The sequence below is a fragment of the Romboutsia lituseburensis genome, assembly GCF_024723825.1.
Classification (GTDB): Bacteria; Bacillota; Clostridia; order Peptostreptococcales; family Peptostreptococcaceae; genus Romboutsia_F; species Romboutsia_F lituseburensis_A.
Window position 1 is genome coordinate 2,023,778 of record NZ_JANQBQ010000001.1, and the last position, 22,492, is coordinate 2,046,269.

Genomic DNA, 22,492 nt, shown 5'->3' on the forward strand with positions numbered 1-22,492 from the left:
CAATACCTCCTGAATATACTTATATTTTTATTCTACACCTTTATAATAATGTCCTGCTGTTACACCTATTTTGTCTAACTCATTATAAAGTTTAGTAGCTTTAACACCTAATCTATATTCATTTTTTAATACTTCTTGATATGCTTCTATCACTGACTTAACTTGATCTTTTTCTTCTAATGTAAAGTCTAATCTGAATATGTTTATTCCTATCTCATTTAGTTCCTGTAAATTATCTAACATACATGTTACCTTTGAGTTATATATAGTACTTCTACAGAATATATCTTGTGAAATTCTATATTGTTCTTCTTTAAAGTCTTTTAAAGCATATGTGCTTTGCTTACATATAGCAGCTCTTTTATCCTTTTTACAATCACGAACTATAACACCCATTGGACAGTATTCTGTTATCATAAGTGGAGCATATCCATAAACTACAGCTTCTATATTCATATCTGTATATTTTAATGTTTCTTTTATCTCATATATATTTAGCTCTTGAGATATACATAAGTTTTTAGCACCAATCTCTTTAAAATAATTTATAGTTTCACTATTAAATGCGTTTAAATAATAGTCTATATTTAATTCTTTATTTTTAAAATAATCTAAAGCTCCCCATATTCCAACTTGAACAGCTCCTAATCCAAGATCATTTGCTTTTTCTAATTGTTTATATTCTTTGTGTCTAATTATTCTAGGAGCTGAGTAAATAACATTAGCATTAAACTTCATACCTAACTTTAATGCTTCTTCTAATGTTATTACATCTTCATAATAAATAGTATCTATTCCACATTCTAGGGCACCTTCTAATTGCTCTAGATTTTTAACTTTAGCTGATATTTTTTCAGATTGTTCCCTTTTGACTTTAATTGGACTATATTTTAATTTTTTATTTTTGTGGTTTCTATTTTTTATTTTTACTCTTTTTATACTTAATAATTCTATACAGTCTCTTCTCATTTGATTTAGTATACTTATTGGTAAACTAACATTATCATCTAATATAATATCAGTATTTCTAAGCACATATGGTGTATTTCCAAGTTTTTGAATTTGTTGCTCTATTTTTTCTTTGTTTAAAGCAACTTTCATAGCTTCTTCTACTATTTTATCTCCTTCAATAGTTGCAGAATTACCTTTCTCATCACTTAATGTAAGAATTGGATTTTGACCTAATTTTATAGTTACTTGAGCATCAATTATACTTTTAACAAGTTCTTTATCTTGCTTAAATGTTGATTGAACTCTGTCCATTAGCTCGCTATCAGATGTTTTAAATACTATTTGTCCTCTTTTTGCTTCTCCAACAAAGTCTAATTCTATTAGTTCCCCTTTGTATCCTATATTGTGAGGTTCTCCATTTTTTAGTATTCTTCCTATTGTTCCTCCACCTAGATTTATTCCATCACCTTTTTTAAGAGTATTTTCAAGCATTATTTTTAATCTTTTAGTTCTTTTATTATGATCTAATACTTTTCCTATGTATAAACCTTGGTTATTTGGTATTTCAGAATTCATTACATCTTTTCCTACTTCTCCAAGCAATAGCCCTTTAGTAAACTTTCGATTGAATATAGTATATAAATCACTCATTGTTTCATCTGAAACATTTAATTTATTCGTCTCTAAATACTCATCAATAGAGTTTCTGTAACTTCCTATTACAGTTGCTACATATTCTGGTCTTTTCATTCTTCCTTCTATTTTTAAAGAATGTACCCCAGCATCTATTACCTTATCTATTTCTTGAATTGTATTCAAATCTCTTGGACTTAATAAATAATCTCCATTGCTATTTATTACTTCTCCATTATAAACATCTATTAACTCATATTTTTGTCTACAAGGTTGAGCACATCTACCTCTATTTCCTGACCTATTTCCTATCATAGAACTCATTAAACATTGTCCTGAGTAACACACACATAGTGCACCATGTACAAATACTTCTATGTCTGCTTTACAATTATCACATATATATTTAATTTCATCTATCTTAACTTCTCTTGCTAAAACTACTCTATCAAATCCTACTGATTCTAAGTACTTAACATCTTCTAAAGAATGAGCTACCATCTGAGTACTGGCATGTATCTCAAAATCAGGTAATTCTGATTTTATAAGCTTAGCCATTCCTATATCTTGAAGTATTATTGCATCTATATCTATGTCATATAAAAACTTAGCGTACTCAATAAAATCATATATTTCATTTTGTTTTATTAAAGTATTTGCAGTTACAAATACCTGTACATCTCTTATATGTGCATACTTTACAGCTTCTCTTAATTCATCTCTATCAAAATTGTTTGCTGATGCTCTAGCACTAAAATCCTTACCACCTAAATAAACAGCATTTGCTCCATTTTGTACAGCAGCTTTTAATGCCTCAAACGACCCAACGGGTGCCAATAATTCTACGTCTCTCATTTTATCCTCCTTAAGGAATATTTATCCTATATTTATAATATCCTTAAATATTAAAATTAAAACCTTCAGGTTCCCCTGAAGGCTTAATTTTTTATTATTTCATTGCTCTAAGGTATTTAACCTCATTTTCAAGCTCAATTTTTTCTAACTGAATCTTATATGCATCATTTTGGAACTTAGATGATAGTTTTTGAGCAACTTCTGCTTTTTCTTCAGATGCTGTAAGTTGTTCTTTAAGCTCTTCTATTTGAGTCTTATAGTTTTCAACTTCACCATTAGAAGAACCAACTTTGTTTCCTAATTCTTCTATTTGCTTCTTCTGTTCTTCTATCACCTTATTTAAGTCCTCTATTTGTGCTTGGTAATCTTGTTCTTCTTTGTCTTTACTTTGAAGAGCAGCTTGTAAATTTCTCATTTCTATCTTAAGCTCTTCATCTGAATTTCCAACTTTTCTTTTTAACTCTTCATTTTCTTTTATTATATCTTCATTTTCTGTAGAGCATTCAAAGAATATATCAGCTATATTTATTGCTGATAATATAGCTGCCATTGATGCACTTAGCTTAGGATTTGCTTCCTTAACCCTAGTCATTTCTTTATCAACATATGATGCAACACTTAACATATGTTTTTCTGATTTTTCGCCCACCATCGGATATTCATTACCGTTGATTTTTACCATAACCTTATTCATACTAACACACACCCCTTACGTTAGCTAGTTTTATCTTAAGTTTGCGTTTAGTTTTTCACTTAACTCACTTAATATCTTATCGTGTACTTTTGCTACATCTTCATCTGTTAAAGTTTTTTCAGCACTTCTATATGTTATAGAGTAAGCTATAGACTTGTGTCCTTCTTCTATTTGAGAACCTTTATAAACGTCAAATAACTTGTAACTTTCTAATATATCAGATGCATTAGCCTTTATTATATCTTCTATTTGCTTAACAAATACTTCATCTTTAACTATTAATGCTATATCTCTAGATGTAGATGGGTATTTTGGTAATGCGCTATATCTCTTAACTAAAGTTATGTTTTCAAATACTAGATCTGCATTTATTTCTGCAACATAAACCCTTTGACCTAAGTTATAATTTTCTATAACGTCTGGATGTAATTCACCAAAAGTACCTACACATATATTATTATACACTACTTTTGCACATCTTCCAGGATGGAATGTCGAGTTTGTAGTTTCTGATTCAATTTCATATCCTTTTAAGCCTACATTGTTTAATATAGTTTCAACAATACCTTTTAATGAGAAGAAATCAACTTCTTTTCCATACATTCCTACGCAATATTTTTTAGTCTCTACTGGTAATCCATTTTGAGGAGTGAACGTATTTCCACATTCAAAAGCATAAGCTTCCTCTACTTTATGAGATACATTTGTAGATAATACATTTAACATATTAGGAATTAATGTAGTTCTCATTACAGAAGTTTCTTCTCCTAGTGGATTCATTATTTTTACAAAACTTCTTTTCTCATCATTTTCTGGTAAGTTTATTTTATCTACACCTCTAGGACTTACAAATGAATATGTTAATATTTCATTTAATCCACATGCTATAGAGTTTTCTTTTACTTTATCCATGAATTTTTGATTTTCAGTTTTTACACCAGCTGTAGCATTTCCTTCTAAGTCTGCTGCTGGTATATTTTCATATCCATATATTCTAGCTATTTCTTCTAATATATCTGCATCTTCAGTTATATCTAATCTAAAGCTCGGTACTTCTAATTCTAGTTTATCAGAGCTTATTAAATTACATTTAAACTCTAATCTTTCTAATATGTTTATAAATTGATCCATAGGTACATTAACACCTAATAATTTATTTATTCTTTGTGGGTTAACTGTTACCTTTTGAACTTCTTCTTTAGTTGGATAGTAATCTAGCATTCCATTTAATACTGTACCACATCCTAATTCTTCAATTAACTGACAAGCTCTATTTACAGCCATTTCTGTTAAATTAACATCTATTCCTTTTTCAAATCTAGAAGATGCTTCAGTTCTTAATCCTAACTTCTTAGATGTAGCTCTTATATTTTCCTTAGCAAAGCTTGCTCCTTCTAAGAATATCGATATTGTTTCATCTTTTATTTCTGAGTTTTCTCCACCCATTATACCAGCTAAGTCTAATGTCTTATCTTGGTTTCCTATTACTAGCATATCTGATGTTAATGTTCTTTCAACACCATCTAATGTAGTAAACTTTTCACCTTCTTGAGCTAATTTAACTATCATTTTATTGTATTTTATATCATCTAAATCAAATGCATGAAGAGGTTGACCAAGTTCTAACATAACATAATTTGTTATATCCACTATATTATTTATAGGTCTCATACCTGCTTCTATAAGTCTTCTTTGCATCCAGTATGGAGATGGTCCAACTTTAACATCTTTTACAACTTTACCGCAGTATCTCTTACATAAGTCAGTTTGAATATCTATCTCAAATTGCATTTCTTCATTTGATCCATCAACTTTTATCTCTGGGAATTTTAAATCTGTTCCTAAAGTAACAGCAGCTTCTCTAGCTATACCTATTATTGATCTACAATCTGGTCTGTTTGAAGTTATTTCAAATTCTATTAATGCATCGTTGATACCTAATACATCTCTAACATCCATCCCTAATTCAAATGAATCTTGATGATCTAATATATATATACCATCTTTTTTATGATCTTCAACATATTGATCTGGTATAGTTAATTCTTCTGCACCACAGAACATTCCTTCTGATAATACTCCTCTTAACTTACCTTTCTTTATTTTGAAGTCTCCTGGAAGTACTGCGCCTATTCTAGCAACAGGAACATAATCTCCAACTTTTATATTAGTTGCATTCGTTACTATTTGAAGCACTTCACCATTTGCTACTTCTACCTTTGTAACTTTTAATCTATCTGCATCTGGATGTTGTTCTATTTCTAGTATTTTACATACTTCAACTCCATTTGTTTCTTTTCCGTAGAATTCTACTGCTTCAACTTTTGATCCTGTCATAGTCATCATATCAGCAAATTCTTGTGTTTCTTTATCTATATTTACATAGTCTCTAAGCCATTTTACAGGTACTAACATATTAAACTCCTCCTAATTAAAATTGATCTAAAAATCTCATATCATTTTCGAATAATAATCTTATATCATCTATTTCATATTTAAGCATTGTTATTCTGTCTAATCCCATACCGAATGCAAATCCGCTATAAACTTCTGGGTCTATACCACAATTTCTAAGTACATTTGGATGTACCATACCTGCACCTAATATTTCTATCCATCCTTCACCTTTACACATAGAACATCCTGCACCTTCACATTTGAAACAAGTAACATCTACTTCTGCACTTGGTTCTGTGAATGGGAAGTTGTGGGGTCTAAATTTAGTTTTTGTATGTTCTCCGAATAACTTTTTAACGAACATATTTAATGTTCCTTTTAATTGAGCCATTGTTACATCTTTTCCTACAACTAATCCTTCTATTTGATGGAACATTGGTGAATGTGTAGCATCTGGTGCATCAAATCTGAAACATCTACCTGGAGATATTATTTTTATTGGTAATTCTTGACTCTTCATAGTTCTAACTTGAACTGGAGAAGTTTGAGTTCTAAGTAATAACTCACTATTGATGTAGAATGTATCACTCATATCTCTTGATGGATGGTCTTTAGGAGCATTTAATGAATCAAAGTTATTCTCAACCGTTTCAACTTCTGGTCCTTCTGCTATACTGAATCCCATTCCCATAAATATTTCATTTACTTCATCTGTTATTTGAGATATTGGATGTTTTTTACCTACTTTAACAGCTTTAGCTGGCATAGTAACATCTATAATTTCTTCAGCTAATTTCTTTTGCTTTTCTATAGATTTTAATTCTTCTTTTTTAGAAGATATGCTTCCTTCTATAGATTCTCTCACCTTATTAGCAACTTGACCTATAACTGGTCTTTCTTCAGCTGATAGTTTACCCATTTCTTTAAGTATTGCTGTTATTTCACCTTTTTTACCTAAATATTTAACTCTTAGGCTTTCTACAACTTCTATACTTGAAGTTTCTTTAATTTCATTTAAAGCAGCTTCTTGTAAATTAAGTAATTTTTCTTGCACTATTTTTCACCCTTTCATTTTTTATATTAAAAAAAGCCCTTCATCCCTATCTAGGGACGAAAGACTATAGTTTCGCGGTACCACCCTAGTAGCTTAATAATAAAAAATTATTAAACCACCTCGAATAAACTTAACGCGTTTTGACGTTAAAGCCTACTGAAAGTTTCAGCTTTAATACTCCAGAGGGAACTTCTTTTGAATTCTTAGAAAGTACTTTCAGCCTAGGTACTTATCTCTGAGCTAAGTTAAATCAAAATACTTTTCTCTTTCATAGTATGTAAAAATATGTTTTTCATATAATTATACCATACATAATACAATTTTTACAATATACTAAACTAGGTATTTCTTTATTTCATACATAAGAATTGCAGAACTTATTGCCGCATTTAAAGATTCTGCTTTTCCGTATATAGGTATTTTAACCAGTACATCTGATTTTGATACTAGTTCCTCATTTATACCATTTGCTTCATTTCCTATAACTAATGCTGTTTTATAATTGTACTCTACAGTATTATAATAGTTATTTGTATCTAAATAACTTGATACTATATCGAAATTCTTTAATTTAAGAACTCTTAGTGCTTCATCTTGAGTTGTATGTATTATATTCATATCAAATATTGAACCCATAGTTGATCTTATAACTTTAGGATTGTATACATCAACACACCCTTTTAAAGCCACTATTGCATCTACTCCCGCTGCATCTGCAGTTCTTATTATGGTTCCCATATTACCAGGATCTTGTATTCTATCTAATATAAGAACAAATCTATTTTCATCAGTTAAGTTTTCTTCTAGAGTTTTAGGCTTGAATTTAACTACACCTAAAATACCTTGCGTATTTTCCGTATCTATTAAGTCATCAAATATCTTATTTGTAGTTTTATATGTTTTTATATTTTTCGATTTTAATATGTCTAAAAAACTCACATGTTCTTCTTTTTTTTCAAAATCTTCATTTATAAAAACATATTCTAAATTTGCATTACATTCTATAGCAAGAGTCAGAATTCTATATCCCTCTATTATAAACTTTGATTCTTTATTTCTATTTTTTGTTTTCAATAATGATTTTGTATATTTTACTCTTTCATTATCTTTAGCTGTTATCATTATAGACATTGCTACTTTCTCCTAATTAAATCTTTATTTTCTGAGGCAATACTGCTTATCTTCCCATTTTGCCCAATTACAACTAAAATACTACCAGATTTTAATTCCTCATCTGGAGCTGGAGTAACATTTATGCTTTTTCCTGTCTTTATTGCTAAAACTGTTATTTCATATCTAGCTCTTAATTCTAATTCTACTAGCGTTTTTCCTACCCAACTTGTAGGTGTTACGATTTCTACTATTGAATATTCTGGGTCTAGTTCTATATGATCTAATATATTATCTGAAACTAAGTTGTGAGCAACCCTAACTCCCATATCTCTTTCAGGAAATACGACTCTATCTGCGCCTATTTTATAAAGAACTTTAGCTTGTAGCTCATCTTTGGCTTTACATACAATTTGAGATACGCCCATCTCTTTAGCTATTAAAGTAGCCATTATCGATGCTCTAATATCTGAACCTATCGCAACTATTGCAACATCAAAATTTCCTAATCCCAGTGATCTTAGTGACTGTTCGTCTGTAACGTCAACTATCGCTGCATGAGTAACTTTATCAGCTATATTTTGAATTATCTCTTCACCTTTATCTATTGCCATAACTTGATGTCCTAAAAGATGCATAGTTGTTGCTACTGATGCTCCAAATCTACCGCATCCTATGACTATATATTGTTTCATTTCTTTCTTCCTCTCCATCTAAAAATTTATCTCCAATATTACAAATTATATATTTTTCTGATTATCCAACTATTATCTTTCCTTCTGGATATCTTATTGGTGGATTTTTCTTTATTCCTCTAGATGATAGTGCCATAAATATAGTTAATGATCCAACTCTTCCCATAAACATAAACAGTATTATGAACATCTTTCCTGGTATACTTAATGTTGGGCTTCCACCTATACTTGATCCGACTGTAGCAAATGCTGAAACAACTTCAAACCCAGCTTCAACTAGTGTAAAGTTTGGAGATGTAACAGTTATAATCAATGTTCCAAATACAACAACTACTATACCTATAAAGAATATACCTAATGATTTTCTTACTGTTGATGTACCTAATCTTCTTTCATGTACTTCTATATCTTCTTTTCCAAGTATAAAAGATTTAACAGTAATAAGCAGTGTTGCTAAAGTAGTTGTCTTGATTCCTCCTCCAGTTGATGCTGGAGATGCTCCTATAAACATCAGTATTATAAAAACAAATATACTACTTTGATGCAGAAGTGCTAAGTCCACTGTATTAAATCCAGCAGTTCTCGTTGTTACTGATTGGAATAGCGATGCTAATAATTTTCCACCCATTCCTAATGGTCCTAATGTTTTGGGATTATTATATTCTAAAGCTAATATAAATAACATTCCTCCAAATACTAATAAAGCAGTTGTAAATATTACTACTCTTGAATGTAGGTTCAATTTAGAAAGTTTTTTATTTTTAATAACATCTAATATAACAGGGAAACCTAGTCCACCAAATATTATTAAACCTGATATAGTAAGAGTAATAGTATAATTATTTACATAGCTCGTAAGTGATGTAAATGGCCCTGAAACATTTCCCATTAAATCAAATCCAGCATTACAAAATGCTGATATTGCATGAAATATACTGTACCAAAGGCCTCTTGCTAATCCAAATTGTGGTATAAATACTGTAGATAAAAGAACTGCACCTATACCTTCTATTGTAAAAGTCATTAATAAAACGTATCTAGTTAGCCTTACTAATCCAGATAAATCTATTTGATTTAATGACTCCTGTATTAAAAGTCTTTCCCTTAAATTTATTCTTTTTTTAGTTATTAAGGCAAATAAGGTAGTTATAGTCATAAATCCAAGTCCACCAATTTGTATTAATGTAATTATAACTAACTGCCCAAATCCATTCCAGTACGTGGCGGTATCTACCATGACTAATCCAGTAACACAGACCGCTGATGTAGATGTGAATAATGCATCTAAGAATCCTATACTTTCTCCACTTTGAGTTGATATTGGTAAGCTTAATAAAACAGCACCTATAAATATAACCATGGCAAATCCCATGACCATTATTTGTGTAGGTTGCCTTTTATGTATGAAACTACCAAAATTTTTAAATATAGTCCCCATCTAACCTTAGGCCTCCTTCATAATTTATGAAATTTTAATTGTTTGTTTTGTTATTTAATGAGTCTTTATAACATTATTATATTATATTCCAAAAGCTATTTAAAAACAATAAGGTGAGTAAGTTATTTAGTTAAATTTGTGTTAGAAATCAGTCTTAATCTTATACAAAATATTATTTACCCAAATGCAAATTTAAATTCTGCTGTGTTTAATTTAGTTATTTTATAGTATTCTACTTTATAGTTAATGCAATTTATAATATAAAAATTATTTTTGAATTAAATTACTCTTTAAAATTGATAACAAAAAAAGCCTTTGAATTTTCATTCAAAGACTTTAATATATCAGTTTATAATTAAGCTAATTTTGACTTAGCAACTTCTACTAATTTAGCGAAACCTTGTGGATCGTTTATAGCCATTTCAGATAACATTTTTCTGTTAACTTCAACACCTGCTAATTTTAATCCGTTCATGAATCTTGAGTATGATAATCCATGAGTTCTAGTTCCAGCGTTTATTCTTTGTATCCAAAGTTTTCTGAAGTCTCTCTTCTTTAACTTTCTACCTATATATGCGTTCTTTAACGCCTTCATTACGAATGTATTAGCTGGTCTATATAATTTGCTTCTTGATCCTCTGTATCCTTTTGCAAGTTTTAACACTTTTTTATGTTTCTTACGAGCGTTCATAGCTTTTTTAACTCTTGCCATCGTTATGACCTCCTTTGTTTTCCTCTTTAATGTTATTTATTTTAATCCGATTTTTAGTATGGTAATAATTGTGCTATTCTTCTAGCATCTCCTGCAGTAACTATTCCAGATTTTCTTAATTGCATCTTAGTTTTAGCATCCTTCTTAGTTAATATGTGTCTTCTGAAAGCTTTTGATCTCTTTAACTTTCCAGTTCCTGTCTTCTTGAATCTTTTAGCAGCACCTCTATGAGTTTTCATTTTAGGCATGTTAAGTTCCTCCTCTCAGTTAATCATCTATTTTTTTGGATCTATCATTACAACCATGCTATTACCCTCAAATGCAGGGGCTTTTGTTGGTTCACCAAACTCTTTTACTATATCTATAAACTTAAGCATTACTTCTTTACCAATGTCTTTATGTCCTAATTCTCTACCTCTGAATCTAAGCTCAACTTTAACTTTATCTCCTTTTTTAAGGAATTTTATAGCATTGTTAGCCTTAGTATTTAAGTCATTAGATTCTATACCTGGTCTAAGTCTAACTTCTTTAATAGTTACAGTTTTTTGATTCTTTCTAGCTTCTTTTTCTTTTCTAGATTGTTCATACTTATGCTTTCCATAATCCATTATTTTACATACTGGTGGAGCAGCATTAGGTGATATCATTACTAAATCTAAATTTTTATTGTTAGCCATTATTTGAGCTTCTTTAGCGGCCATTATTCCTAGCTGTTCACCGCTATCTGAGATAACTCTTATTTCTTTATCTCTTATTTGATCATTGATTGCTAATTCTTTGCTAATAGTAGGACACCTCCAAATTTTTTTATATATACAAAAAGCGAATGATATAAATCATCCGCCATATAAGTTAACAAATTCAACAAGCTTAATATAAAAATCATATCAAAGCTTTAACTTATATTTACCCGACAACCTAGATCGTAAGGTGAGAAGCGGACTTCTTCTTGTTTTCTCATCAGTTACTCTATATACTATATCATTATTTAATTATATATGCAACTATTTTTTCATTTTATTTTTAATTTTTTTATTTACTTATATTATTGCACCTTTATTTTATCAAAATTTTAATATCAGTAATTATTTAGCTAATTCTGGTTATACTTAAAGATGTTACATATTCTATGGTTTGTTTATGGAAAAATTTAAATAATAAATATTAGCAACTATGGAAATTATAAAATAAATAAACAATTTTTATTATTGAGGTGTATGGCTATGAAAATGTTAGACAATTTTTTAAAGAAACTTAACAAACCAGTGCCTGTATTTGCTCAAACTAAGATGGAAAAGGAAAATCCAACAGACGATGCTGCATCAACTAAACCTAAAACTACATTTGAAGATGTTGCAGGATTAGAGGAAATAAAAGAGGAGTTATTTGAAATAGTAGATTTTATGAAGTGTCCTGATAAGTACAAAAAAATGGGCGCTAAAATACCTAAAGGTGTACTATTTTATGGTCCTCCTGGTACAGGTAAAACATTACTTGCATCTGCTGTTGCTGGAGAAACTAACTCTTCTTTCTTCAACGTTACTGGTTCTGAGTTTGTTGAGAAATACGTTGGTGTAGGTGCCAAACGTGTTAGAACTTTGTTTGAAAAGGCAAGAAAAGAAGCTCCTAGCATAATCTTTATAGATGAGATTGATGCTATAGGCGCTAAAAGACATTTAGAAAGTAATAATGAAAAAGATCAAACATTAAATCAACTTTTAGTTGAAATGGATGGATTTACAAAAGATTCAAATGTAATAATAGTAGGAGCTACTAATAGACTAGACTTACTTGATGAAGCCTTATTAAGACCAGGGAGATTTGATAGACATATTCATATAGGTTCTCCTAACTATCATACTAGATATGAAATTTTAAAAGTTCATACTAACAATAAACCGATTGATTCATCTGTAGACTTAGAAGTTTTAGCTAAAAAAACACATGGATTTAATGGAGCACATCTTTCTAACATAGCAAATGAGGCAGCAATTTTTGCAGTTAGAGATAATAGTGAAGTGATTACATCTGTTCATTTTGATAGGGCACTTGAAAGAGTTATAGCTGGACTAGAATCTAAAAATTCAGTTCTTATAGAAAAAGAAAAGAAAATAGTTTCTTATCATGAAGCAGGTCATGCACTTGTTAGTAACTTAGTAGGATTATGCCCTATACAAAAAATCTCTATAGTTCCAAGAGGTCAGGCTTTAGGATATGTACTTCAATTACCTGATGAAGATAGATATATTTATACTAAAGATGAATTAGTGGGCAAAATGAAAATTTTATTAGCTGGTAAAGCATCTGAAGAAATAATCTTTAATCATAAATCTACTGGTGCTAAAGATGACTTGAAAAAAGTTACAGATATTGCAAATCAAATGGTTTGTGAATATGGTATGAGTAATTTAGGATTTATGACCATAGACGGGAATGTAAAAAGTTTCATGTCTGAAAAGATTCAAAAAGAAGCTAATGATATAGTACAAAGTTGTTACAATGAAACACTTGAACTATTAAAAAATAATATAAATGATTTACATGTAGTGTCTAAGTACTTATTTGATAAGGAAACTATGACTCATGAAGAACTAAAAAGCTTAATTACAAAAGAATGCGTAAATTAATTTATATATCAATAGTACAAAATATAAAAAGAGCTAATCTATTTTAGATTAGCTCTTTTTATATAGATTAAGTTTATTAATATATAAAAAGCGTATTAAGTAAATTACTTAATACGCTCTAATTTTAATTTATATTATGCTTGTATTACATTAGTTCTTTCTTCAACTTCTTTTAAAACAGTTGCTATAAACTCATTTAAGTCTAAGCTTCCTATTTCTCCATTGTCTCTAGATCTTACAGATATCTTATTTTCAGCAGCTTCTTTTTCACCTACTACTAACATGTATGGTATTTTTTGAAGTTGTGCTTCTCTTATTTTAAATCCTGTTTTCTCTGCTCTATCATCTATTTCAACTCTTATACCTTTTGCAAATAAAGCTTTCTTAACTTCTTTAGCATAATCATTGTATTTATCTGATATTGGAAGTATTCTTACTTGTGTTGGAGCTAACCACACTGGGAATTTACCAGCATAATGCTCTATTAATATTCCTATAAATCTTTCTATACTTCCGAATGCAACTCTGTGTATCATAACTGGTCTATGTTTTTCACCATCTTGACCTATATAGTTTATATCAAATCTTTGAGGTAACTGCATATCTAATTGTATAGTTCCACATTGCCAAGTTCTTCCTAAGCAATCTCTTAAATGGAAGTCTATCTTAGGTCCATAGAATGCTCCATCACCTTCATTTAATATATATGGTAAGTTTAAGTCTTCTAAAGCTTCTCTTAATCCATTTTCTGCAGTTTCCCATTCTTCATCTGTTCCCATAGAATCATCTGGTCTAGTAGATAATTCTAAGTGATATTCAAATCCAAAAGTCTTGTAAACACTATCTATTAATTTTACAACACCTTTTATCTCATCTTTTATTTGCTCTGGTAACATGAATATATGTGCATCATCTTGAGTGAAAGCTCTAACTCTCATCAATCCATGTAATGCTCCTGATAATTCATGTCTATGAACTCTACCTAATTCAGCAACTCTCATAGGGAAGTCTCTGTATGAATGTGGCTTAGCTTTGTAGAATAACATACCACCTGGACAGTTCATTGGCTTTATAGCAAAATCTTGTTCATCTATTTGTACAGTGTACATATTTTCTTTGTAGTGATACCAGTGTCCTGAAGTTTCCCATAATTTTTGGTTTAATATTATTGGAGTTTCTATTTCAACATATTCATCTGCTCTGTGTATTTCTCTCCAGAATTTTAATAATTCATTTTTAAGCTCCATACCTTTTGGTAAGAATAATGGGAACCCTGGACCTTCTTCTGGTATAAAGAATAAGTCTAATTCTTTTCCTAATTTTCTATGGTCTCTCTTTTTAGCTTCTTCTAACATGTGTAGGTATTCTTCTAATTCTTTGTTCTTTTCAAAAGTAATACCATATATTCTTTGAAGCATCTTGTTCTTTTCATCACCTCTCCAGTAAGCACCAGCTACACTTAATAACTTGATAGCCTTAACTTTTTTAGTTGAAGGTAAGTGTGGTCCTCTACATAAATCAGTGAAATCACCTTGTTTATAGAAAGATATTATTTCTCCTTCTGGTAATTCTTCTATTAATTCAACTTTGTATATTTCTTCATTTTCTTTAGCCCAAGCTAAAGCCTCTTCTTTTGGTAATTCATATCTTTCAACTGCTAAATCTTCTTTAGCTATTTTTTTCATTTCTTTTTCTATCTTTTCTAAATCTTCTATAGTTAATCTATGATCTAAATCTATATCATAGTAGAATCCATTTTCTATACTTGGCCCTATAGCAAACTTAGCTTGTGGGTATAATCTCTTTATAGCTTGAGCTAACATATGAGCTGATGTATGTCTAAATACATCTTTACCTTCTACATCTTCAAATTTAAATAAATTTAATTCACAGTCTTTTTCTACCTTGAAATCTAATCCTACTACTTCCCCATCTACAGATGCTGCAACTATAGCTCTTGCTAAACCTTCACTTATAGATTTAGCTATATCCATTACTGAAACTTCATTTTCAAATTCTCTTACTGAACCATCTTTTAAAGTAACTTTTATCATCTTTGTTTACCTCCTTATATTTTATGTATAATAAACCTACGTAACTTAAATAACGTTTTACAACTATATTAAAATTAGTGGTTGGAATTTATAAATTAATTCCTAATAATATAAAAAAACTCGGCCCAAATAAAATATTTGGGACGAGTTATTAATTCGCGGTTCCACCCAAGTTGGCGTATATATACTGCCCTCTTGATGACTATAAGGTAGTCAACCGAATCTTTTCACACACTAGTAATGCTACTAAATTCCGCTCCAAGGTAGTTTTCAAATAGTCATATTTAGATAAGCTTTCAGCCCACGACTTATCATCTCTGAAAATTGTTTCTATTTTACTCTTCCTCTTCTTAGCTTGTTAATACTGTTTTTGTAATAAATTTAGTATAATTATAACAGATAGTTCCAATGCTATCAACCATAATTTTTACATAAATATAATTATTAATCCTTGAACAATTCCTATAATAAAACCTAGTGCAAATCCTAGGATTTCTATATGTTTTAATTCTTGCTTGGCTATTCTAAGTATTATTTCCTCTAATTCATATAAATCTAATTCATTTATTTTAGTTTCTACCATTTGTTGTATATTTATACGTTTATTTGCTTTAATTATTATTTCTTCCGCTAAATCATCTATACTTTGTCTAATTTCTGCTTCTATTGCATCAGATACATAACCTTGTATTATACTTTTTAAAGGGCCAGGAGCAAAAGCCATTTTTTCATTAACTATAAGTTTTATTTTTGTTTTTATATATTCTATTACATTTTCTTTATCTTCTTTTGTAATTAAATTTTCTAATATTTCGTCAAGTGAAAGAAATTCATCTTGAATTACTTCGCCTATATTCGCAGCTATCTCAGCTTTTCTTTTTGGTATTAGCCCTATTATTTCTTTATTTATTATAGGTATTTTAATAGGTTCTATCGGTCTAAAGATCAACTTTATAGCAACTACATTTGTTATATAACCTATTACACCGCCTATACAAGCTAATATTAATATCTTTAGTGCATTATCCATAAAATAACTCTCCTCATCTCAATATAATTGTATATATAATTTGCTTTCTAATTATTATATAATATTTTTATACTATATTGATATGAGTTTTTTATTAATTTTGGTAAATAAGATTTACTTTATTTCCAAATATAGACTTTATAGTTTCAACGATTTCTTTAGAGGAGTTATTTTTTAATGTATCTAGTATCTCTATTTTACCAGGACATAAGGTCAACAATGTACTTATTAGGTAATCTTCATAATTCAAATTTTCTTGTATTACCATATTGATTATTTCTTCATTGTCTATATTATCTATTTTATTTCCATTCTTATCATACAAAACAAAAGAATTATCTTTTAGTATATGTACTTTAAGTATGTCTATTTTTTCTTCTTGTATTTCAATAAAATACTTTAATACATTTATAAACTCATCTTGATCTTTTTTTATTATGTACTCTTCAACTGCAATGTCACCTATCGTAGATATATATCTCATAAACTCCTTCATTCTAAAGTTTACAAATCCCTCTATATTTATATAATCATTAGTAAGTATATAATTGTTTACCTTATTCCTTATAGAATCTTTTATAAAAGGCTCTTTTGATTTAAATATTTCTAATGAGTATGTATAAATTTTTTCTTCTTCATTCGAATAGGTTTCATGGTACTGCTTCCAAATGTATTCTTTCAATAATTTATATTTCATTATATTTAATATCAATGTTGTTATTTCTTCTGTCATAGATTCAACATCTATATTCGCTTTATTGGTTTCGCTTATCTCAATTTCAATAAGACCATTATTATGTCTCAATTCTTTATTTAAATTACTATTATTGAAAAATCTCAAAGCATACATTTTATCTTGCTGTGATAAACTTAGATGAATATGTTTTGTTGTCAAATCAATCGCTCCTTTCTTAATGATAAGAGGAACTGTATTAGTTATCATATTATATTAAATTTTATTTAGAATAGCTTTTTATTTAACTTAAAATTTAATATTATTCTTATGTCCTATAACTTTTATTATAACTATATTTAATGTATTTAATTCATTTTACTTAACTATAATTACCTTTTATATAATATTTTATTTATTATTTTTCTAAGCTTTTTTAGATATCTTAATACAGTTATTATATTTTTATTTCTATTATTATTTTTATGATATTTTCAAATAAAAAAAATGATAGCTTAAAGCTATCATTTTTTTATCTTTCACCTTTTTTGTATGGGTTACCAAGAGCTGCTGGAGCCTTAGAACTTTTAACGAATAGAACTAGTACTACTAGAGTTACTATATATGGTATCATTGATAATAAGTTTTCATTTATACTAAATGGTAATTCTGGATTTCCAAAGTAAACTGATAATGCTGTTGAGAATCCAAATAATAAACATGCTACCATTGACCATTGAGGTCTCCATTTACCAAATATAACTGCTGCTATAGCTATATACCCTTGACCAGATATTAATGTCGGTCTAAATGAAGAAACAACAGCTAAACTCATTGATGCCCCTCCAAGTCCTGCTAATATACCTGATAATATAACTGCTTTATATCTAGTTTTAGCAACATTTATACCTAGTGTATCTGCTGCACCAGGATGCTCTCCTACTGCTCTTACTCTAAGTCCGAACTTAGTTTTATATAATACATAATATACAACTGCAACTAATATAAATGCTAAAAAGACTGTTGCATATGCATTAAATATTGTATCTAATATACTTCCAGATGGGAAAACACCATTTAATGGTCTTGGTATTTTGTTTTCCATTGGTATTGTTGGTGTCATAGTTGCACCATCAAACATTATTTTAGATGTAAATAATGCTACACCTGGAGCTAATAAGTTTATTGCAACCCCTGATATTGTATGGTCTGCATTGAAACTTACAGTTGCTATTGCATGAATTAAAGCAAATAAACCACCTGCTAATCCACCCATTAAAAATGCTATCCAAGGATTTCCTACCATATATCCAGCAGCCGCTCCTGCGAATGCTCCTATAGTCATCATTCCCTCTATACCTATATTAACTATACCTGAATTCTCTGAGAATACTCCACCTAATGCTGCAAATATAAGGGGTGTAGAGTACATCAGAGTAGTACTAATAATTAAAGCTATATCTTCCATTATGCATTACCCCCTTTTTTCTTTTTATCTCTCATTTTTACGTATAACATTCTTAAAACACTACTTAAAGCTATAAAGTAAACTATTGATCCTATAACTATATTAACTACCTCTGAAGGAGCTCCGACAGCTTGCATCTTAGTTCCTCCATATTTAAATGCACCGAATAATAATCCTGAGAATATAACTCCAATCGGATTACTATTTGCTATTAATGCAACAGCTATACCATCAAAACCATAGCCTTCTTGAGCAGCAAGTATTGTTATATTGTTAGATACACCCATAACTTGTATAGCTCCTGCTATACCTGCTAATAAACCTGCTATTGCCATAGATTTAAATATTGATGAACTAACATTTATTCCACCATATTCAGCACCAAATTTGTTATATCCAACGCCTCTTAATTCAAATCCTAAAGTAGTTTTAAATAATACAAATGCTATTATAAGTACTAATATTATAGATATTACTATCCCCCAGTTAACTTTAGTCGCAGGTCCTACTAGTCCTGTTAACCAATCTATTCCTATTGAAGCTGAATCATGTATGCTTATTGATGCTTCACTATTTGGTCTTGCTAACCAAGTACTCTTTATCATAAAGTTACTTAAATAGAACGCTATCCAGTTAAGCATTATGGTTGCTATAACCTCATTTATTCCAAACTTAGATTTTAACCATCCTGCAAATCCACCCCATATAGCTCCAGCTAATGCTGCTACTAATAATGTAAGTGGTATATGTATAATTGCAGGAAGTTCTATTCCAGCTCCTACCATAGTTGCAACTAATGCACCTACTATAAATTGTCCTTCAGCTCCTATATTAAATAAACCAGTCTTAAATGCAAACGCTATAGAAAGACCTGTTAATATAAGAGGTGTTGATCTTATTATTGTCCACGCTATGAATTTAGGTTTTCCAAATACACCTTCTATCATAGCTGAATATGCTACTATTGGATCTTCTCCAGCTAAAACTAACGCTATCGCTCCTACAATAAGTCCTAATACTATAGATATTAAAGAGAATAATATCGCATTGTCAGCTAGGGAAAAATTCTTTTTCTTTTTAATATTATCAACCATTCTATTTACCTCCAGCCATCATAAATCCTAGTGTATTCTCATCTGCATCTTTTGCATCAACAATTCCCACTATTTTTCCTTCATAGATTACAGCTATTCTATCTGAAACATTCATAACCTCATCTAATTCTAGAGATACTAAAAGTACCGCATTTCCTTCATCCCTTTGCTTAACTAAAGCTTGATGAACGAACTCTATAGCACCAACATCTAGACCTCTTGTTGGTTGAGTAGCTATTAATAATTGTGCTTCTCCTGTTGCCTCTCTAGCCACCTCTATATTATCAACTTCTCTACCTATTATAACCTTTTGTTGGTTACCTCCAGATAAAGCTCTTGCTTTTGTTGTATGGTCTGTTGGTCTTACATCAAATCTATTTACTATTTCTTCAGCATATTTATCAATAGCTTCTTTATTTAAGACACCATTTTTAGAGAATCTTGGATCTTTATAGTTTTGCAAAACTGTATTTTCAGCTACAGAGAAGTCTAATATTAACCCTCTCTTATGTCTATCTTCAGGTATATTCTTTATACCACTAGTAAACATATCTTTAGGATTTTTATTTAAAAGTTCTTTACCATTTACTTTTATACTTCCTGATTCAGCTTTTCTAAGTCCAGTTAAAGCCTCTACTAATTCAGATTGTCCATTTCCATCTATACCAGCTATACCTAATATTTCTCCTGCCTTAACTTCTAAAGATAAACCATCTACTACAGATATCTTTCTATTATCTTTTACTGTTAAATCCTTTACTTCTAATACTATTTGTTCTGGCTTAGCTTCTGCTTTATCAACTTTAAAGTTTACTTCTCTACCAACCATCATAGCTGCTAAATCATCTTCTGTTACTTCAGAAACTTTTACTGTGTCAATATATTTCCCCCTTCTGATTATAGTACAGTGATCTGCTGCAGCTTTAATTTCTTTTAATTTATGAGTTATTATTATTACTGATTTACCCTCTTTTGTTAAGTTTCTTATAATTTGTATAAGCTCTTGTATTTCTTGAGGTGTAAGAACAGCTGTTGGCTCATCTAGTATTAATATCTCAGCTCCTCTATATAAGGCTTTTAATATTTCTACCCTTTGTTGCATACCAACTGTTATATCCTCAATTTTAGCATTTGGATCAACATATAATCCATATTTTTCAGATATTTCTTTTACATCTTCTATTGCTTTTTTTAGGTCTACAGCCCCAAGACCTTTTGTTGGTTCAGTCCCAAGTATTATGTTTTGAGCTACTGTAAACGGTTGAACTAACATGAAATGTTGGTGAACCATCCCTATTCCATTGGCAATGGCAACATTTGGATTATCCATATTTACTGATTTTCCATTTATAAGAATATCTCCTGATGTAGGTTGATATAAACCATATAATATGTTCATCAGAGTAGATTTTCCTGCTCCATTCTCACCTAAAAGAGCATGTACTTCTCCTTTATGCACAGTCAAATCTATGTTTTCGTTTGCAACGAAATTCCCGAACTTTTTAGTTATCTGTTTCATTTCTACAACTTTTTGACTGTAGTCGACATTACTATTCTTCATCGCTCTTTATTACCCTCCTTAATTTAATATTCAGCATTTTTATTATACTAAAATACATTGTACATAACAAACAATTTTACTAATTTTTTCGAAAAAGTTGATTTTTGTCGTTTTTTGTCTGGTGTTTTTCGAAACTTAGATATTATTACCTAGTCTATTTTATATTTTCTCTGATAAATATTATTCTTACCAAAAGAATCTAAAATATTTTATTCTATGGTATTAAAAAGTTTATTCTCAATTTGATTTCATTAATCACTCTTATTTTCTAACATAGGATATATATTTAAACTATTGTTTATCATTAGGAGTATTTTTTGAATTTTGGGCCACTATCATATATAATTTAAAAAACTACCCCTTAATAAGGGTAGTTTTTTTGAATACTATTTCTTTAATTGATCGTATTCAGCTTTATTTTGAGGAACTTTTATTTCTCCTGATTTTATCTTTTCAGCTTCTTGCTCAACGTATTTTAACATTTCTTCTTTAACATGTTTATCACTAGTTGGAGCTATACCAACTCCACCCATTTCTAATGTATTAACTACAACTTTTCCAGCTTCATATTTACCTTCTATTAAAGACTTAACCATGTTATAGACAGCTACATCTATATTCTTCATTGCTGAAGTTATTACGTTGTCTGGAGCTAACTTATTTTGATCTTGGTCAACACCTATAGCTTTTTTGTTATTTTCTTTAGCTGCTTCTATAGCACCTATACCAACAGCACCAGCTGCTGAGAATATTATATCAGCATTTTTTTGATGCATTTGGTTAGCTATAGATTTTCCTAAAGCTGCATCTGAGAAGCTATTTGCATATTGTACAAGTACATCTGCATCTGGATTAGCAGCTTCAACACCTGCTCTAAATCCATAATCAAATCTATCTATAACTTCACCTTCTATACCACCTATAAATCCAACTTTATTAGTTTCAGTCATTTTTCCTGCTACTAATCCTGTTAAATATGCTGATACATTATCTTCAAATAATAATGAAGTTACATTCTTTGGTTGTTTTTCATAAGCTGCATCTATAAGAGCAAATTGATTCTCTGGATAATGTTCTGATGCCTCTTGTATAGCATCTGATAACTTAAATCCAACTCCTATTATTAAGTCCATATCCTCATCAATAAATGTTTCTAAGTTTGGAACATAGTCTGCATCTTGCTTAGATTCTAGATACTTAACAACTACTTTATCTTTTCCATATTCTTTTTCTATTTTTTCTAGACCTTTCCAAGCAGATTGGTTAAATGATTCATCATTTACTCCACCTACATCTGTAACCATCCCTATTTTAAAAACTTTATCTTCCTCTTTACCAGCAGATTCGCCTTCCGATTTATTTCCTGAGCTACATCCTACTAGCATACTAGCACTCATAACAACTGCTAGACCTAATGATAATAACTTTTTAAGTTTCATAGATTCC

Annotated in this window: 18 protein-coding genes and 2 other annotated features; of the genes, 1 reads left to right on the plus strand and 17 read right to left on the minus strand. The window is 29.7% G+C overall.

Features of this window, described 5'->3' with window-relative positions:
* Positions 1-27: 27 nt before the first annotated feature.
* From NWE74_RS09745 to infC, 10 genes are all read right to left on the minus strand, one after another.
* Positions 28-2,439, minus strand: coding sequence for a DUF3656 domain-containing U32 family peptidase (locus NWE74_RS09745; RefSeq protein ID WP_258242994.1), 2,412 nt, complete (start codon positions 2,437-2,439; stop codon positions 28-30).
* A 94-nt stretch (positions 2,440-2,533) separates the two neighbouring features.
* Positions 2,534-3,133, minus strand: a complete 600-nt coding sequence (gene zapA, locus NWE74_RS09750; protein ID WP_258242995.1) for a cell division protein ZapA — start codon at positions 3,131-3,133, stop codon at positions 2,534-2,536.
* A gap of 30 nt (positions 3,134-3,163) precedes the next feature.
* Positions 3,164-5,548: a phenylalanine--tRNA ligase subunit beta gene (gene pheT / locus NWE74_RS09755; RefSeq protein ID WP_258242996.1), complete on the minus strand. Its 2,385-nt coding sequence runs from the start codon at positions 5,546-5,548 to the stop codon at positions 3,164-3,166.
* Between the two features lie 16 nt (positions 5,549-5,564).
* Complete coding sequence (pheS, locus tag NWE74_RS09760; RefSeq protein ID WP_258242997.1) at positions 5,565-6,584, minus strand: phenylalanine--tRNA ligase subunit alpha; 1,020 nt, start codon at positions 6,582-6,584, stop codon at positions 5,565-5,567.
* A 49-nt stretch (positions 6,585-6,633) separates the two neighbouring features.
* Positions 6,634-6,865, minus strand: a binding site (T-box leader).
* Between the two features lie 52 nt (positions 6,866-6,917).
* Positions 6,918-7,715, minus strand: a complete 798-nt coding sequence (locus tag NWE74_RS09765; protein WP_258242998.1) for a TrmH family RNA methyltransferase — start codon at positions 7,713-7,715, stop codon at positions 6,918-6,920.
* 2 nt (positions 7,716-7,717) lie between these two features.
* Positions 7,718-8,389 carry a potassium channel family protein gene (locus NWE74_RS09770; RefSeq protein WP_258242999.1) on the minus strand — a complete coding sequence of 224 codons (672 nt, stop codon included), beginning with the start codon at positions 8,387-8,389 and terminating at the stop codon, positions 7,718-7,720.
* A 61-nt stretch (positions 8,390-8,450) separates the two neighbouring features.
* Positions 8,451-9,827: a TrkH family potassium uptake protein gene (locus tag NWE74_RS09775; RefSeq protein WP_258243000.1), complete on the minus strand. Its 1,377-nt coding sequence runs from the start codon at positions 9,825-9,827 to the stop codon at positions 8,451-8,453.
* A gap of 355 nt (positions 9,828-10,182) precedes the next feature.
* Positions 10,183-10,539: a 50S ribosomal protein L20 gene (gene rplT, locus NWE74_RS09780; RefSeq protein ID WP_258243001.1), complete on the minus strand. Its 357-nt coding sequence runs from the start codon at positions 10,537-10,539 to the stop codon at positions 10,183-10,185.
* Positions 10,540-10,592: 53 nt separating this feature from the next.
* Positions 10,593-10,787: a 50S ribosomal protein L35 gene (rpmI, locus tag NWE74_RS09785; protein ID WP_092726551.1), complete on the minus strand. Its 195-nt coding sequence runs from the start codon at positions 10,785-10,787 to the stop codon at positions 10,593-10,595.
* 27 nt (positions 10,788-10,814) lie between these two features.
* Complete coding sequence (gene infC, locus NWE74_RS09790; RefSeq protein WP_258244447.1) at positions 10,815-11,324, minus strand: translation initiation factor IF-3; 510 nt, start codon at positions 11,322-11,324, stop codon at positions 10,815-10,817.
* Between the two features lie 438 nt (positions 11,325-11,762).
* Between infC and NWE74_RS09795 the strand changes: the two genes are divergently transcribed.
* Positions 11,763-13,166 (plus strand): ATP-dependent metallopeptidase FtsH/Yme1/Tma family protein, encoded by a 1,404-nt coding sequence (locus NWE74_RS09795; protein WP_258243002.1) that lies wholly within the window; start codon positions 11,763-11,765, stop codon positions 13,164-13,166.
* A gap of 134 nt (positions 13,167-13,300) precedes the next feature.
* On the opposite strand, the gene thrS is transcribed toward NWE74_RS09795, so the two are convergent.
* From thrS to NWE74_RS09830, 7 genes are all read right to left on the minus strand, one after another.
* Entirely contained in the window at positions 13,301-15,220 is a 1,920-nt protein-coding gene (gene thrS / locus NWE74_RS09800) for a threonine--tRNA ligase (RefSeq protein ID WP_258243003.1), read from the minus strand.
* Between the two features lie 136 nt (positions 15,221-15,356).
* Positions 15,357-15,581, minus strand: a binding site (T-box leader).
* 66 nt (positions 15,582-15,647) lie between these two features.
* On the minus strand, positions 15,648-16,250 hold the full coding sequence (locus NWE74_RS09805; protein WP_258243004.1) for a DUF445 domain-containing protein: 603 nt from the start codon (positions 16,248-16,250) through the stop codon (positions 15,648-15,650).
* Between the two features lie 94 nt (positions 16,251-16,344).
* A complete protein-coding gene (locus NWE74_RS09810; RefSeq protein WP_258243005.1) occupies positions 16,345-17,145 on the minus strand; it encodes a putative sporulation protein YtxC in 801 nt (266 codons plus the stop codon).
* Positions 17,146-17,455: 310 nt separating this feature from the next.
* Positions 17,456-18,391: an ABC transporter permease gene (locus tag NWE74_RS09815; RefSeq protein WP_258243006.1), complete on the minus strand. Its 936-nt coding sequence runs from the start codon at positions 18,389-18,391 to the stop codon at positions 17,456-17,458.
* A complete protein-coding gene (locus NWE74_RS09820; RefSeq protein WP_258243007.1) occupies positions 18,391-19,485 on the minus strand; it encodes an ABC transporter permease in 1,095 nt (364 codons plus the stop codon). The genes NWE74_RS09815 and NWE74_RS09820 overlap by 1 nt, the downstream gene beginning before the upstream one ends.
* A gap of 1 nt (position 19,486) precedes the next feature.
* Complete coding sequence (locus NWE74_RS09825; RefSeq protein WP_258243008.1) at positions 19,487-21,046, minus strand: ABC transporter ATP-binding protein; 1,560 nt, start codon at positions 21,044-21,046, stop codon at positions 19,487-19,489.
* Positions 21,047-21,432: 386 nt separating this feature from the next.
* Positions 21,433-22,485, minus strand: a complete 1,053-nt coding sequence (locus NWE74_RS09830; RefSeq protein WP_258243009.1) for a BMP family lipoprotein — start codon at positions 22,483-22,485, stop codon at positions 21,433-21,435.
* Positions 22,486-22,492 lie beyond the last annotated feature (7 nt).